Consider the following 20,881-nt stretch of genomic DNA (forward strand, 5'->3'; position numbering starts at 1 on the left):
GTAGGTGTCACCATCTTCACAGCGCTGCCGGGCCTCCAGGCGCGGTGCCGCTTAGCAACGAAGCTAGGGAAAGCAGAGGAACCCGGTCATGGCAACGGCGCCCAGCGTCTCGTATTCGATGACGGTCCGGCTGGAGGTGCCCGCGAGCGGAACCGCGGTCTCCCAGCTGACCACGGCCGTGGAGTCCTCCGGCGGCTCGGTGACCGGTCTGGACGTGACCGCGTCCGGCCACGAGAAGCTGCGGATCGACGTCACGATCGCGGCCAGCTCCACGGCACACGCGGAAGAGATCGTCGAAGGTCTGCGGGACATCGAGGGCGTCGTCCTCGGCAAGGTCTCCGACCGTACGTTCCTGATGCACCTCGGCGGCAAGATCGAGATGGCGTCCAAGCATCCCATCCGCAACCGTGACGACCTCTCCATGATCTACACCCCCGGTGTGGCACGGGTCTGCATGGCGATCGCGGAGAACCCAGAGGACGCCCGCCGGCTGACCATCAAGCGCAACTCCGTTGCAGTGGTGACGGACGGCTCCGCCGTCCTCGGCCTCGGCAACATCGGCCCCAAGGCCGCGCTGCCGGTCATGGAGGGCAAGGCGGCCCTCTTCAAGCGCTTCGCCGGCATCGACGCCTGGCCGCTGTGCCTCGACACCCAGGACACCGACGCCATCGTCGAGATCGTCAAGGCGATCGCCCCCGGCTTCGCCGGCATCAACCTCGAGGACATCTCCGCGCCCCGCTGCTTCGAGATCGAGGCCCGGCTGCGCGAGGCCCTCGACATCCCCGTCTTCCACGACGACCAGCACGGCACCGCCATCGTCGTGCTCGCCTCGCTGACCAACGCCCTGCGCGTGGTGGGCAAGAGCGTCAGCGACGTACGCGTCGTCATGTCCGGCGCCGGCGCCGCCGGTACGGCGATCCTCAAGCTGCTCATCGCGGCGGGCGTCAAGCACGCCGTCGTCGCCGACATCCACGGTGTCGTGCACGCCGGCCGCGAGGACCTGGTGGCCGCCGCCCCGGGCTCGCCGCTGCGCTGGATCGCCGACAACACCAACCCCGAGGGCGTCACCGGCACGCTGAAGGAAGCGGTCGTCGGAGCCGACGTCTTCATCGGCGTCTCCGCGCCGAACGTGCTCGGCGCGGATGATGTCGCGGCCATGGCGGACGGCGCGATCGTGTTCGCGCTCGCGAACCCCGACCCCGAGGTCGACCCGGCAATCGCACGCCAGACCGCGGCAGTTGTGGCCACCGGCCGCTCGGACTTCCCGAACCAGATCAACAACGTGCTGGTCTTCCCGGGCGTCTTCCGCGGTCTGCTGGACGCGCAGTCCCGTACCGTCAACACGGAGATGATGCTCGCGGCCGCGGCCGCGCTCGCGGACGTCGTCACCGAGGACGAGCTCAACCCGAACTACATCATCCCGTCCGTCTTCAACGACAAGGTCGCCGGAGCGGTCGCGGGAGCGGTGCGGGACGCGGCGAAGGCGGCGAGCGGGGCTGTGACAGGCCCCACGTCCGTCTGACATACGGCGCGTCGCGGGTCGCGGGCTCGCAAACCCCCCTTTAGGGTGGCGGATCAGGAGTACGCGGCCCGGCCCGCCCGCTCCGACGAGTCCCGAGGGAGTCGACGGAACGTCACCACGACGAGGCAGTGGTGGATTTCGCACGGCTCCGGGGTGACACCGGAGGGTGCCGGATTGGCTTTCCCGCCGCTGGTGGGGGCAGGATGCTTCCCCGAGGACCTGCGTCCTGGGGGCAGCCCCCGCGGGCGCGGAGGGGTCTGACAGCAGACCCGGGTCCGGGGACTGTCCGAGGGCCCTGGCAGCATCGGCTTCGATCCACGCCTCACAGGCAAGAAGAACACGGGAGTAACAAAATGAACCGCAGTGAGCTGGTGGCCGCGCTGGCCGACCGCGCCGAGGTGACCCGCAAGGACGCCGACGCCGTTCTGGCCGCTCTCGCCGAGACCGTCGGCGAGGTCGTCGCCAAGGGCGACGAGAAGGTCACCATCCCCGGCTTTCTGACCTTCGAGCGCACCCACCGTGCCGCTCGCACCGCGCGCAACCCGCAGACCGGCGACCCGATCCAGATCCCGGCCGGCTACAGCGTGAAGGTCTCCGCGGGCTCGAAGCTCAAGGAAGCCGCCAAGGGCAAGTAAGCCCCCGGCACGAACCGAAAGGCGGCCACCCGGCACGGGTGGCCGCCTTTCGGCACGCCCGGAGGCCCACCGGGGGCCGAGCCCTGGGCCTCGCGCGCCTCAAACGTCGGCGGGGCTGGGGTTGCCTGTCGGGACGCGGCCTCTGAGCCGGGCACCTGGATGGCCTGCGGGGGTTGGGAGCCTGGCCGGTCTTGTCGGGGCTCCGCCCCGACACGTCTGGTGCCTCAATCGCGGCGAGGGCTGGACCTGCCCACGCTCCGGGCTCCTCGTGCCGGTCAGGGTGCCTACCTGCCCGGGCCCGGAGCCCGTTGGCGGCCCGGAAGTGCGCACAGGCGCGCCGCGGCCGGCGGGGAGGGGCCCAAGGCTGTCCCCGGTCTGCCGGCCGCGGGCGTACGGGGTACGGGGTCCGGGGCCTGCCCCGGTTTCGGGGAGGGGCGGGGTGGGGGAAAGGCCCCGCGCAAGCGGACGGCCCCCGCCGATTCACCCGCGGGGGCCGTCCGTGCGCAGGACCGTCAGACGAGGGAGCCGCCCGGCAGTTCCACCTTCGCGCCGAGCTTCTCGAGCTTCGCCATGAAGTTCTCGTAGCCCCGGTTGATCAGGTCGATCCCGTGCACCCGGCTCGTCCCCTGCGCCGCCAGGGCCGCGATCAGGTAGGAGAAGCCGCCGCGCAGGTCGGGGATGACCAGGTCCGCGCCCTGGAGCTTCGTCGGGCCGGACACGACCGCGGAGTGGAGGAAGTTGCGCTGGCCGAAGCGGCAGTGGGAGCCGCCCAGGCACTCGCGGTAGAGCTGGATGTGCGCGCCCATCTGGTTCAGCGCCGACGTGAAGCCGAGCCGCGACTCGTACACCGTCTCGTGCACGATGGACAGCCCCGTCGCCTGCGTCAGGGCCACCACCAGCGGCTGCTGCCAGTCCGTCTGGAAGCCGGGGTGCACGTCCGTCTCCAGCGCGATGGACTTGAGCCGCCCGCCGGGGTGCCAGAAGCGGATGCCCTCGTCGTCGATCTCGAACGCGCCGCCCACCCGCCGGTACGTGTTGAGGAAGGTCATCATCGAGCGCTGCTGCGCTCCGCGTACGTAGATGTCGCCCTCGGTGGCCAGCGCCGCGGACGCCCAGGACGCCGCCTCCAGGCGGTCCGGAAGGGCCCGGTGCGCGTAGCCGCCGAGCTTGTCCACGCCGGTGATCCGGATCGTCCGGTCGGTGTCCAGGGAGATGATCGCGCCCATCTTCTGCAGCACGCAGATGAGGTCCTCGATCTCCGGTTCGACCGCCGCGTTCGTCAGCTCGGTGACGCCCTCGGCGAGCACCGCCGTCAGCAGCACCTGCTCGGTGGAGCCGACCGACGGGTACGGCAGACGGATCTTGGTGCCGCGCAGCCGCTGCGGGGCCTCCAGGTACTGGCCGTCCGCGCGCTTCTCGATCGTCGCGCCGAACTGGCGCAGTACGTCGAAGTGGAAGTCGATGGGCCGCCCGCCGATGTCGCAGCCGCCCAGCCCGGGGATGAAGGCGTGGCCGAGGCGGTGCAGCAGGGGCCCGCAGAAGAGGATCGGGATGCGCGACGAGCCCGCGTGGGCATCGATGTCGGCGACGTTCGCGCTCTCGACGTACGTCGGGTCGAGGACCAACTCGCCCGGCTCGTCACCGGGGCGGACCGTCACACCGTGCAGCTGCAGCAGTCCGCGTACGACTCTGACGTCACGGATGTCCGGCACATTGCGCAGCCGGCTCGGCTCGCTGCCGAGCAGGGCGGCGACCATCGCCTTGGGCACGAGGTTCTTCGCGCCGCGGACGCGGATCTCGCCCTCGAGCGGGGTTCCGCCGTGGACAAGCAGTACATCGTCTGTGCCGGTCATGAATCTCGCGTTCCGGAGGGTGTCCCCCTCAGTGGAGCGAGGGGGAGAGTCGGTCGGGGGACAGAGAAAGGGTAAGGGGGCGCAGGGCCGCTTCTGTATGGCCCGGTACGGTTCTCGTACGTAATGAATTCGGCACAACACGCAGCGTCCGCCACGCCTCGCACACCGTCACCGCCCGCGCGGCGGCCCGCCGCCGCCCGCCCGGCCCGTGAGCTGCGGCCATGCGGCCGGTTCGGACAGTGGCTCCGCCGGGGCTCCGCGGACGGCCGAGATGCGGGATCATGTCTCGCATGACCGAGGTGTCCTCGCTCACAGGCCGGCTGCTCGTCGCCGCGCCCGCCCTGGCGGACCCGAACTTCGACCGGGCGGTGGTCCTGCTGCTCGATCACGACGACGAGGGCTCCCTCGGCGTGATCCTCAACAGGCCCACCCCGGTGGTCGTCGAGGACATCCTCGAGGCGTGGGGCGCGCTGGCCGGTGAGCCCGGCGTCGTCTTCCAGGGCGGCCCCGTCTCGCTCGACGCCGCGCTCGGCCTGGCCGTGATCCCCGGCGACGAGGGCCCGCTCGGCTGGCGGCGGGTGCACGGCGCGATCGGTCTCGTCGATCTGGAGGCCCCGCCGGAACTGCTGGGCGGCGCCCTCGGTTCCCTGCGGATCTTCGCGGGTTACGCGGGCTGGGGCCCCGGGCAGCTGGAGGACGAGCTGCGGGACGGCGCCTGGTACGTCGTGGAGTCGGAGCCGGGGGACGTCTCCTCGCCCAACCCGGAGAGCCTGTGGCGTTCGGTGCTGCGACGCCAGCGCAGCGAGCTGGCGATGTTCGCCACGTACCCGGACGATCCGAGCCTGAACTGACCGGCGTGCGGGACCGCGCGGGCCCGTCACGGAAAGGCGCGCACGGCCTTGCTCCCGGACGCACCGCGTCGTAGGTACCCTTGGAGCCCATGAGCACTCTTGAGCCCGAGCGCGGGACAGGCACGGGAACCCTCGTGGAGCCGACACCACAGGTGTCGCACGGCGACGGCGACCACGAGCGCTACGCCCATTACGTCCAGAAGGACAAGATCATGGCGAGCGCCCTCGACGGCACTCCCGTGGTGGCACTGTGCGGGAAGGTCTGGGTGCCGGGGCGTGACCCCAAGAAGTACCCCGTCTGCCCCATGTGCAAGGAGATCTACGAGTCCATGGGCGCCGGCGGCGACAAGGACAAGGACAAGGGCAAGAGCGGCAAGGACAAGAAGTAGCCTCTGTCGCCCGGTCCGCAACGGCCCCTGGGGCGCGCTTCGGCGCGCCCGGGGGGCCGTTCGCGTTGCGGGGAGCGTTGCACGGAATGCTCCACCCGGTCACAGAGTGGTAGAGACCTCTTCCCGTCCCCTTGTCCGGCCCATCGGCCCGACCTAGCCTCCTGCGTGTTGTGCAGAGCGAAATACGCGTTGCAGATGCCGCAATGCTCAATTCGTAGGGACGGCCGCATGAACCTCATTTCCCGAATCGTCGCCCCGGCCGCGGCACTCGTGCTGGCGGGTCTCACCGCCACGGCGTGCGCGCCCCAGACCTCCGACAACGGCGCACAGCGGGACGACAAGAGCGGCACGCTGCGGGTGTGGCTGTTCCAGGAGGTCAACAACAAGCCCAAGGAGCAGGTCGTCGACGCCGCGGTCGCCGCGTTCGAGAAAACGCACCAGGACGCCCGGGTCGAGATCGAGTACATACCGGTGGAGAGCCGCGCCCAGCGGATCAAGGCGGCGTTCAACGACCCCTCGAGCGCCCCCGACCTGATCGAGTACGGCAACACCGACACCGCCGGATACGTCAAGGACGGCGGACTCGCCGACGTCACCGCCGAGTTCGACGCCTGGGACGAGGCGGCGGACGCCGACCCGACCGCCAGGCAGTCCGTCACCGTCGACGGCAAGATCTACGGGGCGCCGCTCTTCGTCGGCGTGCGGGCGCTCTACTACCGCACCGACGTCTTCGACGACCTCGGCATCGGGGCGCCCACGACGCAGGACGAACTGATCGCCACCGCCAAGAAGATCCGCCGGGAGAAGCCGGACCTGTACGGTCTCGCCGTCGGCGGCGCCTACACCTACGGCGCGATGCCCTTCATCTGGTCCCACGGCGGCGAGCTCGCCGAGGAGAGCGGCGGTTCCTACCGCTCCGCCGTCGACAGCGCCGCGGCGCGCAAGGGCATCGAGGCGTACACGTCCCTCTTCGGCGACGACAACTGCCCGGCCGCCAAGTGCGCCTCCATGGGCGGCAACGCCACCGTCACCGCCTTCGCCTCCGGCAAGGCGGCCATGGCGATCGGCGGCGACTTCAGTCACCAGGCCGTCGAGGCGGGCGCGGTCAAGGGCAAGTACGCCGTCGTACCGCTGCCCGGCGTGAAGGCCGGCGAGATCGCCCCCGCCTTCGCGGGCGGCAACAACCTCGGGGCCCTCAAGAGCACTTCGCACCGCACCCTGGCGGTGGAGCTGATGAAGCAACTCGCCGGCAAGGAGACACAGGGCAAGCTCTTCGACGCGATGGGCTTCCTGCCCACGTACACGGATGTGCGCGCCGAGGCGGCGAAGAAGCAGCCGTTCGTCGAGCCCTTCATCGAGACCCTCGGCGCGGGCGCCAAGTTCGTGCCCGCCTCGCCCGCGTGGGGCCGGATCGACGCCTCGCTCGTCCTGCCGACCATGTTCCAGGAGATCGTCAGCGGCAAGAAGGACGTGGCCGCGGCCGCCGCCGACGCCGCGGGGAAGATGGACGCCGCCTTCGCCGACGAGGGCTGAACCCATGGCGCACAAGACGGCCGCCGCCGAGCCGGCCGCAGTCCCAACGGGGGCCGCGGCCCGACCGCCACGCACGGACCCGCGGTCCGTGGCGACGCAGCGGCGGCACCGAGACGCCCGGACACCGTGGCTCTATCTGGCGCCCGCCCTGGTCGTGCTCGCCGCACTGCTGGTCTACCCGGTCTACCAGCTCGGCCTGATCTCCCTCCTCGAATACACCCAGGCCCAGGTCAGCGGTGGCGAACCGACCACCTTCCAGGGGCTCGGCAACTACCGCACGCTCTTCGCCGACAGCCAGTTCTGGCAGGTGCTCCTGGCGACCCTGCTCTTCGCGGCGGCGTGCGTGGCCGCCACCCTCGCCGTCGGCTGCGCACTGGCCGTCCTGCTGACCCGGGTGCGCGCACTGCCGCGGCTCGCGCTGATGCTCGCCGCACTCGGCGCCTGGGCGACCCCCGCGATCACCGGCTCCACCGTCTGGGTCTTCCTCTTCGACCCCGACCACGGCCCGGTCAACCGGATCCTGGGCCTCGGCGACTTCTCCTGGACGTACGGACGCCTCAGCGCCTTCGCGCTCGTCCTGTTCGAGGTCGTGTGGTGCTCGTTCCCGTTCGTGATGGTGACCGTGTACGCGGGCATCAGGGCGATCCCCGGGGAGGTGCTGGAGGCGGCCTCGATGGACGGCGCGTCGCAGTGGCGGACCTGGCGCTCCGTCATGGCCCCGATGCTGCGGCCCATTCTCGTGGTCGTCACCATCCAGTCGATCATCTGGGACTTCAAGGTCTTCACCCAGATCTATGTGATGACGAACGGCGGAGGCATCGCCGGACAGAATCTCGTGCTCAATGTGTACGCGTATCAGAAGGCCTTCGCGTCCTCGCAGTACAGCCTGGGGTCCGCGATCGGCGTCGTCATGCTGCTGATTCTGCTGGCGGTCACCCTCGTGTATCTGCGCCTGCTGCGACGTCAGGGAGAAGAGGTATGAGCCCGATCCCCACGCCGTTGAGGGTGCGGCGCCCCGGGCGGCTGCTGGCGGAGGCCGCCGCGCTGGTCATCGCGGTGGTCGTCGCCTTCCCGCTGTACTGGATGGTGCTCTCCGCGTTCAAACCGGCCGGGGAGATCCAGTCGACGGACGCGAAGCCGTGGACCCTTTCCCCGTCGCTCGACTCGTTCCGCCGGGTCTTCCAACAGGAGGAATTCGGCCGGTATTTCGTCAACAGCCTGATCGTCGCCGGCACGGTCGTCGTCGCCTCCGCGCTGATCGCCTTCCTGGCCGCCACCGCCGTCACCCGGTTCCGTTTCAGGTTCCGTACGACGCTGCTCATCATGTTCCTGGTGGCGCAGATGGTCCCGATCGAGGCGCTGACGATTCCGCTGTTCTTCCTGATGCGCGACTTCGGGCAGTTGAACACCCTCGGCTCACTGATCCTGCCGCACATCGCCTTCTCGCTGCCGTTCGCGATCTGGATGCTGCGCGGCTTCGTCAAGGCCGTTCCGGAGGCGCTGGAGGAGGCGGCGTACATCGACGGCGCGAGCCGCACCCGTTTCCTGTGGCAGATCCTCTTCCCACTGGTCTTCCCCGGACTGGTCGCCACCAGCGTCTTCTCGTTCATCTCGACCTGGAACGACTTCCTGTTCGCCAAGTCGTTCATCATCAGCGACACCTCGCAGTCGACGCTGCCGATGGCCCTGCTGGTCTTCTTCAAGCCGGACGAGAACGACTGGGGCGGGATCATGGCCGCGTCGACCGTGATGACCGTGCCGGTGCTCGTCTTCTTCGTACTCGTACAGCGACGTCTGGTCTCCGGCCTGGGCGGCGCGGTGAAGGACTGACGCGATGACTTCCGCAAACCTGATCCCGGCGCCGCGTGTCGTGCGCTCCGTCCCGTCCGCGGGCGGCTTCGTCCTCGACGAGTCGACCGTCGTGGACGCGGGCCCCGGCACGGAGGCGGCCGCGCGATGGCTGCGCCGTACTGCGGGCGCGGCCACCGGGCTGCCGTTGGCACCCGGAGCCGGCGATGACGGAGAGACGATCCGGCTGCGTATCGACCTGCCTGACGCCGGGCATCTCGGTCCCGAGGGCTACAAGTTGTACGTCGACGGCGACGACATCGCGGTGCACGGCGGTGGGGCCGCCGGCGTCTTCTGGGGTGTTCAGACGCTCAGGCAGCTGCTCGGTCCGGACGCGTACCGCCGGGCGCCGGTCGACACCGCCCGGCGCTGGGAGGTGCCCGGGACCTTCGTCGAGGACGCGCCCCGCTTCCCCTGGCGCGGCCTCATGCTCGACGTCGCACGGCACTTCATGCCCAAGGAGGGCGTGCTGCGCTACCTCGACCTGCTCGCCGCGCACAAGCTCAACGTCTTCCACTTCCATCTCACCGACGACCAGGGCTGGCGCATCGAGATCAAGCGGCACCCCCGGCTCACCGAGGCGGGCGCCTGGCGGGCACGGACCAAGCACGGGCACCGCGCCTCACCGCTGTGGGACGACACGCCCCACGGCGGCTACTACACCCAGGACGACATCCGCGAGATCGTCGCCTACGCCGCCGAGCGGCATATCACCGTCGTCCCCGAGATCGACGTCCCCGGGCACTCGCAGGCGGCGATCGCCGCATATCCGGAACTGGGCAACACCGACGTCATCGACACGACCTCCCTGACCGTCTGGGACAACTGGGGCGTCAGTCCCAACGTACTGGCACCCACCGACAACACCCTCCGCTTCTACGAGGGAGTGCTCGAAGAGGTCCTCGGCCTCTTCCCGTCCGCGTTCGTCCACATCGGCGGCGACGAGTGCCCCAAGGACCAGTGGAAGGCGTCGGCCACCGCCCAGGCGCGCATCAAGGAGCTCGGGCTCGCGGGCGAGGACGAGCTGCAGTCGTGGTTCATCCGCCACTTCGACCGCTGGCTCACCGAGCGCGGCCGCCGCCTCATCGGCTGGGACGAGATCCTCGAAGGAGGGCTGGCGCCCGGCGCGGCCGTCTCCTCATGGCGCGGCTACCGCGGCGGCATCGCCGCCGCGGAAGCCGGGCACGATGTCGTCATGTGCCCCGAGCAGCAGGTCTATCTGGACCACCGGCAGGCCGCCGGCGACGACGAGCCGATGCCCATCGGCTACGTGCGCACCCTCGAGGACGTCTACCGCTTCGAGCCGGTGCCGCCCGGGCTCGCGCCGGAGGCCGCCGCGCATGTGCTGGGCGCCCAGGCCAATGTGTGGACCGAGGTGATGCAGGACGGCGCCCGCGTCGACTACCAGGTCTTCCCGCGGCTCGCCGCGTTCGCCGAGGTCGCCTGGTCCGCGCTGCCCGCGCCCGCCGAGCGCGACTTCGCGGAGTTCGAACGCCGGATGACCGCCCACTACGCGCGCCTTGACGTTCTCGGAGTCCGCTACCGCCCGCCCGGCGGCCCGTTGCCGTGGCAGCGGCGCCCCGGTGTCGCCGGACGCCCGATCGACGGGACGCCCCCGAACGTGTGAGCCCGGCCCGAGCCGGCCACCCCGCGGCCCGGCCCCTGGGACCGTGGACCCGTGGCACCGCGAGGAACAAGGCGTACAACCGCTGTAGAAGCACCGCAACGCACGCTTGGCGACATTCGGGTACGAAACCGGACCATTGGTGGGGTTTCGTATGTGTGGGCTGAATCCACCCTTCGTGGACCCTCCCGCCGGTCCGCCCGGAAGATGTGCCAGAGTTGCCACGTCCAGCCTGTGAGCACGTACGGTACGGCAACACAGGCGGGACAGCCCGGACACCGGGAAGGGGCAGCTTGGTGACCACGCACGCACCGCACACGGCACAGTCGGTGACGCTGCCGGCCTCGCTCGACGAGGCCGTGGCGGCGCTCAGCGCCATGCCCGCCGCCGTACCCGTGGCGGGCGGCACCGACCTCATGGTGGCGGTCAACCGGGGCCAGTTGCGCCCCGCCGGCCTGGTCGGTCTCGGCCGCATCAGCGAGATCCGCGGCTGGCGCTACCAGGACGGGCACGCGCTGCTCGGCGCCGGACTGACCCACGCCCGGATGGGCCGCCCCGACTTCGCGGCGCTCATCCCGGCGCTCGCCGCGTCGGCCCGCGCGGCCGGCCCGCCCCAGATCCGCAACGCGGGCACGCTGGGCGGCAACATCGCCGGCGCCGCCCCGACCAACGACTCCCTGCCGGTGCTCGCCGCCCTGGAGGCCGACCTCGTCGTCGCGGGCCCCGGCGGCGCCCGCCGCGAGGTCCCCGTGTCGCACCTGCTAGCCGGCCGGGAGATGCTCGGCCCCGCCGAACTGATCGGCTTCGTACGCGTACCGCTCCTGCACGCCCCGCAGGTCTTCCTGAAGGCCACCGGCCGCACCGGCCCCGGCCGCGCCACGGCATCCGTCGCCGTCGTGCTCGACCCGGCCCGGCGCGGGGTGCGCTGCGCGGTCGGCGCCATCGCGCCGATGCCGCTGCGGCCCCTGGAGGCGGAGCGCTGGATCGCCTCGCTGATCGACTGGGACGGCGAGCGCGGCCTCGCGGGCGAGGCGCTCACTGCGTTCGGCGAGTACGTCGCCGCCGCGTGCATCCCCGACCCGGCGCCGGCCGCGGAGGGCGAGGAACAACCGGTGCTGTCACCGGCCGTACTGCATCTGCGGCGCACGGTCGCCGCGCTGGCCCGACGGGCACTGGGGAGGGCGCTGTCGTGAGCAACGAGGACAACCCGCACGGCCTTCCGCCGGAGTTCCGGCAGCCGCAGGAGGGCTTCGAGCCGGACCACGGCGGCGAGCACTACGAGGGCAACGATCAGCCTCAGCACCCGGACGGACATGCGCAGGGCGAGCAGTACGACCCGTACGGCGCAGGTTCCGGCGCCTACGACTCGTACGGCTCGTACGCCGACCAGGGCGGCGCCGGGTGGCAGCCGACGCCGCAGGGCGGCGAGTACGACGGCGAGGCCACGGCGTTCTTCCAGCTGCCGCCCGAGTTCGCCTCCGACACCGCGCCGCTCGAGGCCCCCGGACACGGCTACGTACCTCCGATGATCACGCCGCTGACGCCGGCCGCCGGTACCGACCCGGCGTCGACGGGCGGCTGGGCGCCGCCGCCCCAGTGGCCGGAGCCCGCTGCGCAGGACCCAGCCGCGCAGGACGCCTCGCCGGACGCCGCACAGGGCACGGGCGAGCCCGCGGAGGCGGGCGGCACCGGCCAGTGGTCCTTCTTCCAGGAGACCGGGCGCTCCGTGGCGTCCGAGGGCGACTCGGGCGAGTTCCCACTGCCGCCGCGCGAGGACGAGCCGTGGCACGCCGCGACCCCGCCCGCCACGCTCCCCGGAGGCGCGCCCGCGCCGTGGGCGACGCTGCCGGGCGGAGCGGCGGCGCCGTGGGCGCAGGAGCAGCCGGAGACCGCGGGTTCCGGGCCTGAGCCGTCGGTCGCCGCGCCGACGGCCGACGACAGCGCCCCGGCCCCGGCTCCCGGACCCATGCCCGACCCGGTCCCCGCTCCGGACCCCGCCGGGGCGGGCCCGGAAGCCGCCGCGCAGTCCCAGGAGTTCGCGGACGCGTCCGGCGAGCCGTCCGGCGAGCCCGGGGCCGAGCCGGAACCGGTCGCCGAGGCGGAGCCCGCCCAGGACCCGGAGTCCGACCACGACCCCGGCCAGGCCCAGGACTCCGGCCGGGCCCAGGACCCCGCGGCCGCCGCCGAGCCCACCGCCGCGCCGGCGGACGTGCTGCCCACCGGGAACGAGGAGCACCCGCCGACCTCGTACGTCCTGCGCGTCAACGGCACCGACCGCCCCGTCAGCGACGCCTGGATAGGCGAGTCCCTCCTCTACGTGCTCCGGGAGCGTCTCGGCCTCGCGGGCGCCAAGGACGGCTGCTCCCAGGGCGAATGCGGCGCCTGCAACGTCCAGGTGGACGGCCGCCTCGTCGCGTCCTGCCTGGTCCCGGCGGCGACCGCCGCCGGCTCCGAGGTCCGTACGGTCGAGGGCCTGGCCACCGACGGCGAACCCTCCGACGTCCAGCGCGCCCTGGCCGCCTGCGGAGCCGTCCAGTGCGGCTTCTGCATTCCCGGCATGGCCATGACCATCCACGACCTCCTCGAGGGCAACCACGCCCCCACCGAGCTGGAGACCCGCCAGGCCCTGTGCGGCAACCTCTGCCGCTGCTCCGGCTACCGAGGCGTCCTCGACGCCGTGCGCGAGGTGGCCGCCGGGCGGGCGGCGAGCGCGGCCGCCGTCTCCGAAGCGGGCGCCCCCGAAACCCCGGCCGCCGTTGACGAAGCCCGCATCCCGCACCAGGCGCCCCCCGGCGCGGGTAGTGTGCAGATTCACCCGCACGACGGAGGCATGGCGTGAGCAACGACGCGGCCACCACTGCGACGCCGCAGCAGGTCGACGGCCCCCAGCCGGAACCTCCTGCCCACGGCCTCGGCGCGTCGCTCCCCCCGGCCGACACCCGCGCGAAGAGCGAGGGCACCTTCCCCTACGCGTCCGACCTGTGGGCGGAGGGACTGCTGTGGGCCGCGCTGCTGCGCTCGCCGCACCCGCACGCCCGCATCGTCTCCATCGACACCTCCGCCGCGCTGGAGATGCCCGGCGTGCACGCGGTGATCACCCACGCGGACGTCCCCGGCGACGGCTCGTACGGCAGGCGCATCGCCGACCGGCCCGTCTTCGCCTCCGAGATCGTCCGGCACCACGGCGAGGCGATCGCCGCCGTCGCGGCCGACCACCCCGACACCGCCCGCCTCGCGGCGGCGGCGATCGCGGTCGAGTACGAGCTCCTCGAACCGGTCACCGACCCGGAGAAGGCATTCGCCGCCGAGCCACTGCACCCCGACGGCAACCTCATCCGCCACATCCCGCTGAGCTACGGCGACCCCGACGCCACCGGCGAGGTGATCGTCGAGGGCCTGTACCGCATCGGCCGCCAGGACCCGGCCCCCATCGGCGCCGAGGCCGGCCTCGCCGTACCCCGCCCCGACGGCGGCGTCGAGCTCTACGTCGCCTCCACCGACCCGCACACCGACCGCGACCTGGCCGCCTCCTGCTTCGGCCTGGAGCCGGAGCGGGTCAAGGTCGTCGTCACCGGCATCCCCGGCGCGACCGGCGACCGCGAGGACCCGGGCTTCCAGCTCCCGCTCGGCCTGCTGGCGCTGCGTACCGGCTGCCCGGTCAAACTCACCGCCACCCGCGAGGAGTCCTTCCTCGGGCACGCCCACCGCCACCCCACGCTGCTGCGCTACCGCCACCACGCGGACGCCGAGGGCCACCTGGTCAAGGTCGAGGCGCAACTGCTGCTCGACGCGGGCGCGTACGCCGACGCCTCCTCCGAGTCGCTGGCCGCCGCGGTCGCCTTCGCCTGCGGCCCGTACGTCGTCCCGCACGCCCACATCGAGGGCTGGGCGGTCCGCACCAACAACCCGCCGTCGGGTCATGTACGCGGCGAGGGCGCGATGCAGGTCTGCGCCGCGTACGAGGCGCAGATGGACAAGCTCGCCGTGAAACTGGGCCTGGACCAGACCGAGATCCGCCTGCGCAACGTCCTGGCCACCGGGGACATCCTGCCCACCGGCCAGACCGTCACCTGCCCGGCGCCCGTCGCCGAACTGCTCCGGGCCGTACGCGACTTCCCCCTCCCACCGCTCCCCAAGGACTCCCCGGAGGACGACTGGCTCCTCCCCGGCGGCCCCGAAGGCGCCGGCGAACCGGGCGCGGTGCGCCGCGGCGTGGGCTACGCCCTGGGCATGGTCCACATGCTCGGCGCGGAAGGCACCGACGAGGTCTCCACCGCCACGGTCAGGGTCCAGGACGGCGTGGCCACCGTCATCTGCGCGGCCGTGGAGACGGGCTCCGGCTTCTCCACGCTGGCCCGCCAGATCGTGCAGGAGACGCTGGGTGTGGACGACGTCCGCGTCGCCGCCGTCGACACCGACCAGCCCCCGGCCGGCCCGGCCGCCCACGGCCGCCACACCTGGGTGTCCGGCGGCGCGGTCGAACGTGCCGCCAAGATGGTCCGCACCCAGCTTCTCCAGCCGCTGGCCCACCAGTTCGGCATGTCCACCGAACTCCTCCAGATCACCGACGGCAAGATCACGTCGTACGACGGGGTGCTGTCGACGACGGTCACCGAAGCGATGGACGGCAAGGAACTCTGGGCCACCGCCCAGTGCCGCCCGCACCCCACCGAGCCCCTGGACGAGTCGGGCCAGGGCGACGCCTTCGTCGGCCTCGCCTTCTGTGCGATCCGCGCGGTGGTCGACGTCGACATCGAACTGGGCTCCGTACGCGTGGTCGAGATGGCCGTGGCCCAGGACGTCGGCCGCGTCCTCAACCCGTCCCAACTTGCCACCCGCATAGAAGCCGGCGTCACCCAGGGCGTCGGCGCGGCCCTCACCGAGAACCTCCGCACGGCCCGCGGCCTGATCCGCCACCCCGACCTCACCGGCTACGCGCTGCCGACGGCCCTGGACGCGCCGGACATTCGCATCGTGAAACTCGTCGAGGAACGCGACGTCGTGGCCCCCTTCGGCGCCAAACCCGCCAGCGCGGCCCCGGTCGTCACCTCCCCGGCCGCCGTCGCCTCCGCGGTCCGCGCCGCCACCGGCCGCCCCATCAACCGCCTCCCGATCAGACCGCAGGCGGCGGTGGCTGTTCCGAACTCGTGACGTACTTGGCGGGTTGCTAGTGCAATCCAGGGGTGCGTCGTGTCATGCCCACTCGGTACAGTGATCCCTGCAGACGTGTGTAAACGGGGAGGCATTCGTGGCGGAGGACGACGGGACGGGGCGGCCGGTGTACGGCCCGCCGATGCCGAGGCCGAGTGCGCCGAGCGGGGGTGGCAGCGGCAAGGATCTGGATGTCGATGCTGGGGAACTCGCCGCGTTCAAGGGGCGGGTGGACAAGCTCCTTCTGCGGCTCGACGGGTCACCGGCGGCACCGGGGAAGCTCGCTGACGGAGAGATTCCCGAAGGAGACATGGGCACGGGCTTCAGCGAGGCCAAGGCACTTTTCGGTATCTATCAGCGGGTGCACGCAGAGCTCAAGAACCTGTCCAAGGGGCTCGCGGGTCAGATCGAAGGCCTGGGCATCGCGGTGGACGGGTCGTCCAAGGGCTATCAGAACATCGACGACGACATCAAAGAGCGCATGCGGCGCATCAGTGCCGACGCTCAAGCAGAGGTCGATCGGCGTGAGCAGGAACGACGCGAGGCTGAGAAGCCCAAGGACGAAAAGCCGAAGGACGAGGCGGGCCACGGCGACTCCTCGGGCGGCACGGACTTCTGATGTCGGCAGACATGAAGCCACGGGGAAGGGTGGGGAAGAACAATGGCTGAACCGAGCGAGGGCGGCGGAGTGGTCATGCCTCCGCTGGGAATCCTGGGTCTCTTTTTCGGAACCACCGACTTCGAGTCCAAGACGCATGAACAGATGCTCGCCATGGTGAAGGCGGCGAACCCGGAGACGCTCAAGAATCTGTCCGACCAGCTGACCGACGCCGGGAAGACGATCACAGAGATCGGCGAAGACCTCAGGGCCTACATCAAAGGCGTCCACTGGGAGGGTGAAGCCGGTAAGGCCATGGAGACATGGGGCGACCAGGCATGGAAGGCGACGCTCCAGCTCGGGACGTACAGCACTGTCGGCGGTACGTGGATCGGCAACGCTGCTCAGACACTCCGAGAGGTGAAGGCCAACCTTCCCGAGAAGGACGCGACTGCCCAAGCCAGTTACGACGCCGCCGTCAAGTACCGCAACGACCCCGACTCCGAGGACATCAGGCGCGAGGCGTGGTCCAAGATGACCGAGGACCACGCTCAGGCTGTGCAGCAGATGAACAAGCTGGCCCAGTCCTACTCGTTCTCGACGTTCGTGATCAGCGCAGCGGAGCCGCCGACGTTTCCGCCGCCGCCGGGCGAATTCGTGCCGCCTGAGCCCAAGCACAGCAAGTACATCGGTGGCACTGGCGATCGCAGCATCGGGATGGATCGCGGAACCGCTGACCAGTACGTGCCTGTTTCGAATTCTGACTTCAAGGGGGGGCGGCCCGACTCCACCACTGCTGTACAGACCGATGTGATTGCGCCAAAGCAAGAGCGGCCTGTCGGAATGGAAATCGACAGCCTGGATACGTTGCCTCCTCAGACACAGCTTCCCCAGACGCCCGTGGGGCCGTCACCCACAGGTCGGCCGGAAACAAACGTTCTCCCAACGGTTGTGGGCATCCCGCCGACGCAGACGGGTAAGACCGCAGGACCCGCTTCTACGCCTCCGGGTGGCGGCAAGGGCCTCCCGAACGCTAGGAACGTCGTATCGCCGAGTGGGGGCGGCATCAATTCCAGAATGCCCCGAGACAGCGGCATCACAGGTGGCCGCCCTGTCCCGCCTTCCGCCGGTCGGCCGACAGGCGGGATTCCCCGCACCAACGTCATCGGCGGTGAAGGTAACTCGACCGCCCGTGGACCGTTGGGGCGCGGCATGGCGCACACGCCAGGAATGTCGGGCCCCACCGGTGCGGGGCAGAGTGGTGGTTTCGGCGGCCGTCGTCTGGCTTCGGAGGGCGGTGGCGTGATCGGTGGCCGCCCGCCCCAAACAGGTCAGGCAGGAGGCCGCCCGTTCACCGCAGGTGGGTCTGGCCTGGTGCGTGGAACGCCCGCCAGCGGCGGGGCCGGGTCAGGCCAAGTAGGACGTACGGGCGCGATGGGCACCGGAACCAACGGCAGTAGCCGGCGTCGGGACGATGAGCGTGGTGAGCGCCCCGACTACCTGTCAGAGGACGACGAGACCTGGCAGCAGGGCGCTCGGCGGGTCGTTCCGCCTGTCATCGACTGAAGCAGATAGAGCGAAGGATGAGGATGAACACCAGCAGCCGTCAACAGCTTCGGCTTGGCCGAGCGCTCTCGGCCACTCTGGGACTGCTGCTGGTCGGCGTCGCAGCTACACCCGCTCATGCGGACTCTCTTCGGTCGAAGCAATGGCATCTCGATGCCATGGATGCCGATGAGATGTGGAAGACGAGTACCGGCGAGGGCGTAACTGTCGCAGTCATCGACACAGGAGTAGACCCAGGCCTTCCTGACCTGCGTGGTCAGGTCCTGGAGGGACGGGACTTCTCACCTGAAGCGGGGACCTACGCCGACGATGTCGACGGCCACGGAACCAGCATGGCGGCCTTGATCGCCGGAACCGGGAAGGGAGGCGGCAGCTACGGCCTCGCGCCCGGCGCGAAGATCCTTCCCATCCGCCTCTGGAAGGAGGACGGCGAGCAAATGGGTATGGATGCGGAGAGAGCCGAAGCAGCGGCCATCCGCTACGCCGCCGACTCCTCCGCCAAGGTCATCAACATTTCCCTGGGCGGAGTCATGCAGTCCAAGGTTGTTGAGGAGGCTGTGAAATACGCCCTCGACAAGAACAAGCTGATCTTTGCCGCCGCGGGCAATTCAGGAACCTCATTCGTCGAATACCCGGCAGCGGTACCTGGCGTTGTGGCAGTCGGCGGTGTGGACAAGAAGGTGAACAAGACGGCTGAGTCGGCTACCGGTCCGGAAGTCGACTTGGTTGCGCCAGGTGTGGATATCGTCTCGGCCTGTAAGGAGGCCGGTCCAGGCCGTTACTGTGTGTCTAGCGGTACGAGTGATGCCACCGCCCTCGCCTCCGCATCCGCCGCCCTGATCTGGTCCAAGTACCCGGATTGGACCAACAACCAGGTCCTGCGGGTCATGCTCAACACCGCAGGCGGCCCTCGGAGTGGCAACAAGCGCAACGACTCGATCGGTTACGGCGTCGTCCGCCCGCGTGTCGCGCTCAAGTCGCCTGGGGACCCCGGTCCCGCCGACGAGTATCCGTTGCCCGACCTTGCGGAGGCCGCTTCTCCGTCCTCGACGCCGTCGCCCGGCGAATCCAAGCCTGCTGCCGGAAGCGAGGACAGCAGGGAGCAACCGGCCGTCGGAGCTTCTGCGCCCGAGGACGAGAGCAATTCAGGCATGTGGATCGGGCTGGGGGTGGCTGCGGCCCTGCTCATCGGAGCCGCGGTCGTCATTCCGGCCGTCCGGGCACGTCGACGCTGAAGCGAAGACGCGCCACTACAGGACAGGCACAGCTGTCACGTTTCCGTCGCTCACAAGGAACACCCGACGGCCGGCTCCCGCCATCACGGTCGGCGCCCCTGTGTCGGACTTGTAGACCCAGGCACGCGTGGAGGGAGGGTCGTGGAAGACCGACACCCCCTCAGCTCCGGCGAGCAGGAGGCTTCTGCCCTCGGCCACGGGCGGAAGGCTGCTCAACACGTCCGCTTCCATCGCGTCGTCCCCCATCAAGTCCGTGTCTCCATTCGACGTGCGCACCGATTGTGGCCTGCCGCCGACGATGGCACAGACGTTCAGCTCCTTGACCCACGGCGCGCCCCATCCGTCCGCGGCGGAGGAGGCGTAGCCGGAGACGGTCCACCGCTCCGTGCCGTCCGCCACCATCAGAGCGGCGAGTTCTCTGCCTCCGAGATACACACTGGACCGGTCGATGGCCGGCATGGCGGGCCCGAACCCTTGGCTACGCCGCCAGACCTCACGGCCGGTGTCCGTGCTGAGGGCGATGACGACTCCGTTCGAACCCGAGACGACTAGACGCTCGGCACCGGCCGCAGCGAGCGGTCGGTCGGCAGACCGCATGCCCTCCGGCGCAGTCACCGTCCACGATGGCTTGCGCCCGGAGATCTCCACAGCACGGATCTCCTCGGCCTGTGTAAGTACATAGACGCATGTTTCGTCAAGAGCGAGCAGCTGGACCGCCTCCGCGGACACTGCCCATTGCTGCTCTCCTGTGGAGGCGTCCAGGGAAGCCACGTCGCCGCCGTCCGTCACTGCGATGAAGTGCGTCGCTGATAGTTGGAGCATGCCCGCGGTGCCGGACGCTTCAGAAAGATTCCACACCTCCTTGCCGTCCACGGCCTTGCGCGCGGCCAGGCCACCGTCACGAGCGCTGAAGATCACTACTCCATGCATTGCGATCGGCGGAGGGACCGTGCCTTGTGCCGCCACATCCAGCGGCCCCCACAACGGCCGGGGGGTCCTTCCGTCGGCGTATTCCTGGATTGCCACAGGGTCCGCGTCCGGTGGGATCGCAACCGGCCCGCCCGCGATGTGCTTCAGCCACCAGGCCGTGGTCCCGCCGGCTGCGGCCAGCACGACCCCTCCGACCGACAACGACGCAACGAGGAACCTGCGCCGCGACGGCCGTGCTGTCGCTTGAGGTTCGACGGCTGTGACGAAGCGCCTTGCCTTGACCTCGCGTTCCTTGATGTCGGCTGCGAGGGTGCCGGCACGCCAGCTCTTGTCGTCCCCTCGTCGAGTCGTGAATGCCTGTGCAATCTGCTCAGGCAGAGGGCGGTTTCCGGGGACTTTCGACAGACAGGACTCAACAAGACCGCGGAACTGCTGCGGTACGGAGTTGAGTTGCGGCTGCCCGTGGACGACCTCGTACTGCACAGCTGCGATGTGCGCGCCGTCGAACGCGCGGCGCCCGCTGGCCGCGTAGGCCAGAACGGCGCCCAGCGAGAACACATCGGCCGAAGGGCCAACCCGCTGCCCGAGCACCTGCTCCGGCGCGCCGTACCCGGGTGTTGCGGGTGCCTGCCCGGTGGTCGTGAGAGTGAGGCCGTGCTCGGGCCGAGCGATCCCGAAGTCGATAATGCGTGGACCGGTCCTGGTGAGGACGATGTTGGACGGCTTGATGTCCCGGTGGATCAGGCCCGCGCGATGGATGTCGCAGAGGGTGCGCGCCAGCGAATGGGCCAGATGGCGCAGCGCGGGCTCATCGAACGAGCCGTGGCGTTCCACGGCACTGTCGAGCGTCGGTCCGGCCAGGAATTCGGTGGAGATCCACAGCCTCCCGGCCTCCGTCTGAGCGGCGAGCAACCGGGCCACACCGGGGCTCGTCACCGCTTGTGCTGCCTCCGCCTCACGCACGAACCTCTGGGTGAGATTCCGGTCGTTCGTGAGGCCGGGGTGCAGCACCTTCACCGCGGCGGTCCGACCCGAACCGTCCCGACCGAGGTACACCCTTCCCATCCCCCCGGCTCCCAGGACTCCCAGGAGCCGGTAGGGGCCGAGTCGAATCGGATCGCCGGGGCCGAGGGGCTGCATCGAGAC

At 70.5% G+C, this 20,881-nt stretch carries 16 protein-coding genes; 14 read left to right on the top strand and 2 right to left on the bottom strand.

Annotated elements, in window-relative coordinates; all coding sequences use genetic code 11:
* Positions 1 to 88: 88 nt before the first annotated feature.
* On the top strand, positions 89 to 1,522 hold the full coding sequence (locus ACFYOP_RS00300) for an NAD-dependent malic enzyme (protein ID WP_356898139.1): 1,434 nt from the start codon (positions 89 to 91) through the stop codon (positions 1,520 to 1,522).
* A 353-nt stretch (positions 1,523 to 1,875) separates the two neighbouring features.
* Positions 1,876 to 2,157, top strand: a complete 282-nt coding sequence (locus ACFYOP_RS00305) for an HU family DNA-binding protein (RefSeq protein WP_004571953.1) — start codon at positions 1,876 to 1,878, stop codon at positions 2,155 to 2,157.
* A 512-nt stretch (positions 2,158 to 2,669) separates the two neighbouring features.
* On the opposite strand, the gene murA is transcribed toward ACFYOP_RS00305, so the two are convergent.
* On the bottom strand, positions 2,670 to 4,010 hold the full coding sequence (murA, locus tag ACFYOP_RS00310; RefSeq protein WP_356898140.1) for a UDP-N-acetylglucosamine 1-carboxyvinyltransferase: 1,341 nt from the start codon (positions 4,008 to 4,010) through the stop codon (positions 2,670 to 2,672).
* A gap of 290 nt (positions 4,011 to 4,300) precedes the next feature.
* On the opposite strand from murA, the gene ACFYOP_RS00315 reads away from it, so the two are divergent.
* The 12 genes from ACFYOP_RS00315 (at position 4,301) to mycP (ending at position 18,805) form a co-directional block, all read left to right on the top strand.
* On the top strand, positions 4,301 to 4,861 hold the full coding sequence (locus tag ACFYOP_RS00315; RefSeq protein WP_356898141.1) for a YqgE/AlgH family protein: 561 nt from the start codon (positions 4,301 to 4,303) through the stop codon (positions 4,859 to 4,861).
* Positions 4,862 to 4,950: 89 nt separating this feature from the next.
* Positions 4,951 to 5,250 carry a DUF3039 domain-containing protein gene (locus tag ACFYOP_RS00320; RefSeq protein WP_264243803.1) on the top strand — a complete coding sequence of 100 codons (300 nt, stop codon included), beginning with the start codon at positions 4,951 to 4,953 and terminating at the stop codon, positions 5,248 to 5,250.
* 228 nt (positions 5,251 to 5,478) lie between these two features.
* On the top strand, positions 5,479 to 6,783 hold the full coding sequence (locus tag ACFYOP_RS00325) for an extracellular solute-binding protein (protein WP_356898142.1): 1,305 nt from the start codon (positions 5,479 to 5,481) through the stop codon (positions 6,781 to 6,783).
* 4 nt (positions 6,784 to 6,787) lie between these two features.
* Positions 6,788 to 7,765, top strand: a complete 978-nt coding sequence (locus ACFYOP_RS00330) for a sugar ABC transporter permease (protein WP_356898143.1) — start codon at positions 6,788 to 6,790, stop codon at positions 7,763 to 7,765.
* The gene (locus ACFYOP_RS00335; protein ID WP_356898144.1) at positions 7,762 to 8,613 is read left to right on the top strand and encodes a carbohydrate ABC transporter permease; all 852 of its coding nucleotides are present in this window, start codon (positions 7,762 to 7,764) and stop codon (positions 8,611 to 8,613) included. The genes ACFYOP_RS00330 and ACFYOP_RS00335 overlap by 4 nt, the downstream gene beginning before the upstream one ends.
* Positions 8,614 to 8,617: 4 nt before the next feature.
* Positions 8,618 to 10,258, top strand: coding sequence for a beta-N-acetylhexosaminidase (locus tag ACFYOP_RS00340; RefSeq protein ID WP_356898145.1), 1,641 nt, complete (start codon positions 8,618 to 8,620; stop codon positions 10,256 to 10,258).
* Positions 10,259 to 10,551: 293 nt separating this feature from the next.
* Complete coding sequence (locus ACFYOP_RS00345; RefSeq protein WP_356898146.1) at positions 10,552 to 11,448, top strand: FAD binding domain-containing protein; 897 nt, start codon at positions 10,552 to 10,554, stop codon at positions 11,446 to 11,448.
* Positions 11,445 to 13,094 carry a 2Fe-2S iron-sulfur cluster-binding protein gene (locus ACFYOP_RS00350; protein WP_356898147.1) on the top strand — a complete coding sequence of 550 codons (1,650 nt, stop codon included), beginning with the start codon at positions 11,445 to 11,447 and terminating at the stop codon, positions 13,092 to 13,094. The genes ACFYOP_RS00345 and ACFYOP_RS00350 overlap by 4 nt, the downstream gene beginning before the upstream one ends.
* Positions 13,091 to 15,406: a molybdopterin cofactor-binding domain-containing protein gene (locus ACFYOP_RS00355; RefSeq protein WP_356898148.1), complete on the top strand. Its 2,316-nt coding sequence runs from the start codon at positions 13,091 to 13,093 to the stop codon at positions 15,404 to 15,406. The genes ACFYOP_RS00350 and ACFYOP_RS00355 overlap by 4 nt, the downstream gene beginning before the upstream one ends.
* 97 nt (positions 15,407 to 15,503) lie before the next feature.
* Positions 15,504 to 16,025, top strand: a complete 522-nt coding sequence (locus ACFYOP_RS00360; protein ID WP_356898149.1) for a hypothetical protein — start codon at positions 15,504 to 15,506, stop codon at positions 16,023 to 16,025.
* A 42-nt stretch (positions 16,026 to 16,067) separates the two neighbouring features.
* On the top strand, positions 16,068 to 17,570 hold the full coding sequence (locus ACFYOP_RS00365; protein ID WP_356898150.1) for a hypothetical protein: 1,503 nt from the start codon (positions 16,068 to 16,070) through the stop codon (positions 17,568 to 17,570).
* 23 nt (positions 17,571 to 17,593) lie between these two features.
* Entirely contained in the window at positions 17,594 to 18,805 is a 1,212-nt protein-coding gene (gene mycP, locus ACFYOP_RS00370) for a type VII secretion-associated serine protease mycosin (RefSeq protein ID WP_356898151.1), read from the top strand.
* Between the two features lie 15 nt (positions 18,806 to 18,820).
* Here the strand turns inward: mycP and ACFYOP_RS00375 are convergent, their stop codons facing one another.
* Positions 18,821 to 20,875 (bottom strand): PQQ-binding-like beta-propeller repeat protein, encoded by a 2,055-nt coding sequence (locus tag ACFYOP_RS00375; protein WP_356898152.1) that lies wholly within the window; start codon positions 20,873 to 20,875, stop codon positions 18,821 to 18,823.
* Between the last annotated feature and the right edge of the window lie 6 nt (positions 20,876 to 20,881).

The organism is Streptomyces sp. NPDC006294 (genome assembly GCF_042870895.1).
Taxonomy (GTDB): Bacteria; Actinomycetota; Actinomycetes; order Streptomycetales; family Streptomycetaceae; genus Streptomyces.

Coding starts and splice junctions, on each gene's coding strand:
- ACFYOP_RS00300 (WP_356898139.1), top strand. CDS start 89: ATGGCAACGGCGCCCAGCGTCTCGTATTCGATGACGGTCCGGCTGGAG.
- ACFYOP_RS00305 (WP_004571953.1), top strand. CDS start 1,876: ATGAACCGCAGTGAGCTGGTGGCCGCGCTGGCCGACCGCGCCGAGGTG.
- murA (WP_356898140.1), bottom strand. CDS start 4,010: ATGACCGGCACAGACGATGTACTGCTTGTCCACGGCGGAACCCCGCTC.
- ACFYOP_RS00315 (WP_356898141.1), top strand. CDS start 4,301: ATGACCGAGGTGTCCTCGCTCACAGGCCGGCTGCTCGTCGCCGCGCCC.
- ACFYOP_RS00320 (WP_264243803.1), top strand. CDS start 4,951: ATGAGCACTCTTGAGCCCGAGCGCGGGACAGGCACGGGAACCCTCGTG.
- ACFYOP_RS00325 (WP_356898142.1), top strand. CDS start 5,479: ATGAACCTCATTTCCCGAATCGTCGCCCCGGCCGCGGCACTCGTGCTG.
- ACFYOP_RS00330 (WP_356898143.1), top strand. CDS start 6,788: ATGGCGCACAAGACGGCCGCCGCCGAGCCGGCCGCAGTCCCAACGGGG.
- ACFYOP_RS00335 (WP_356898144.1), top strand. CDS start 7,762: ATGAGCCCGATCCCCACGCCGTTGAGGGTGCGGCGCCCCGGGCGGCTG.
- ACFYOP_RS00340 (WP_356898145.1), top strand. CDS start 8,618: ATGACTTCCGCAAACCTGATCCCGGCGCCGCGTGTCGTGCGCTCCGTC.
- ACFYOP_RS00365 (WP_356898150.1), top strand. CDS start 16,068: ATGGCTGAACCGAGCGAGGGCGGCGGAGTGGTCATGCCTCCGCTGGGA.
- mycP (WP_356898151.1), top strand. CDS start 17,594: ATGAACACCAGCAGCCGTCAACAGCTTCGGCTTGGCCGAGCGCTCTCG.
- ACFYOP_RS00375 (WP_356898152.1), bottom strand. CDS start 20,875: ATGCAGCCCCTCGGCCCCGGCGATCCGATTCGACTCGGCCCCTACCGG.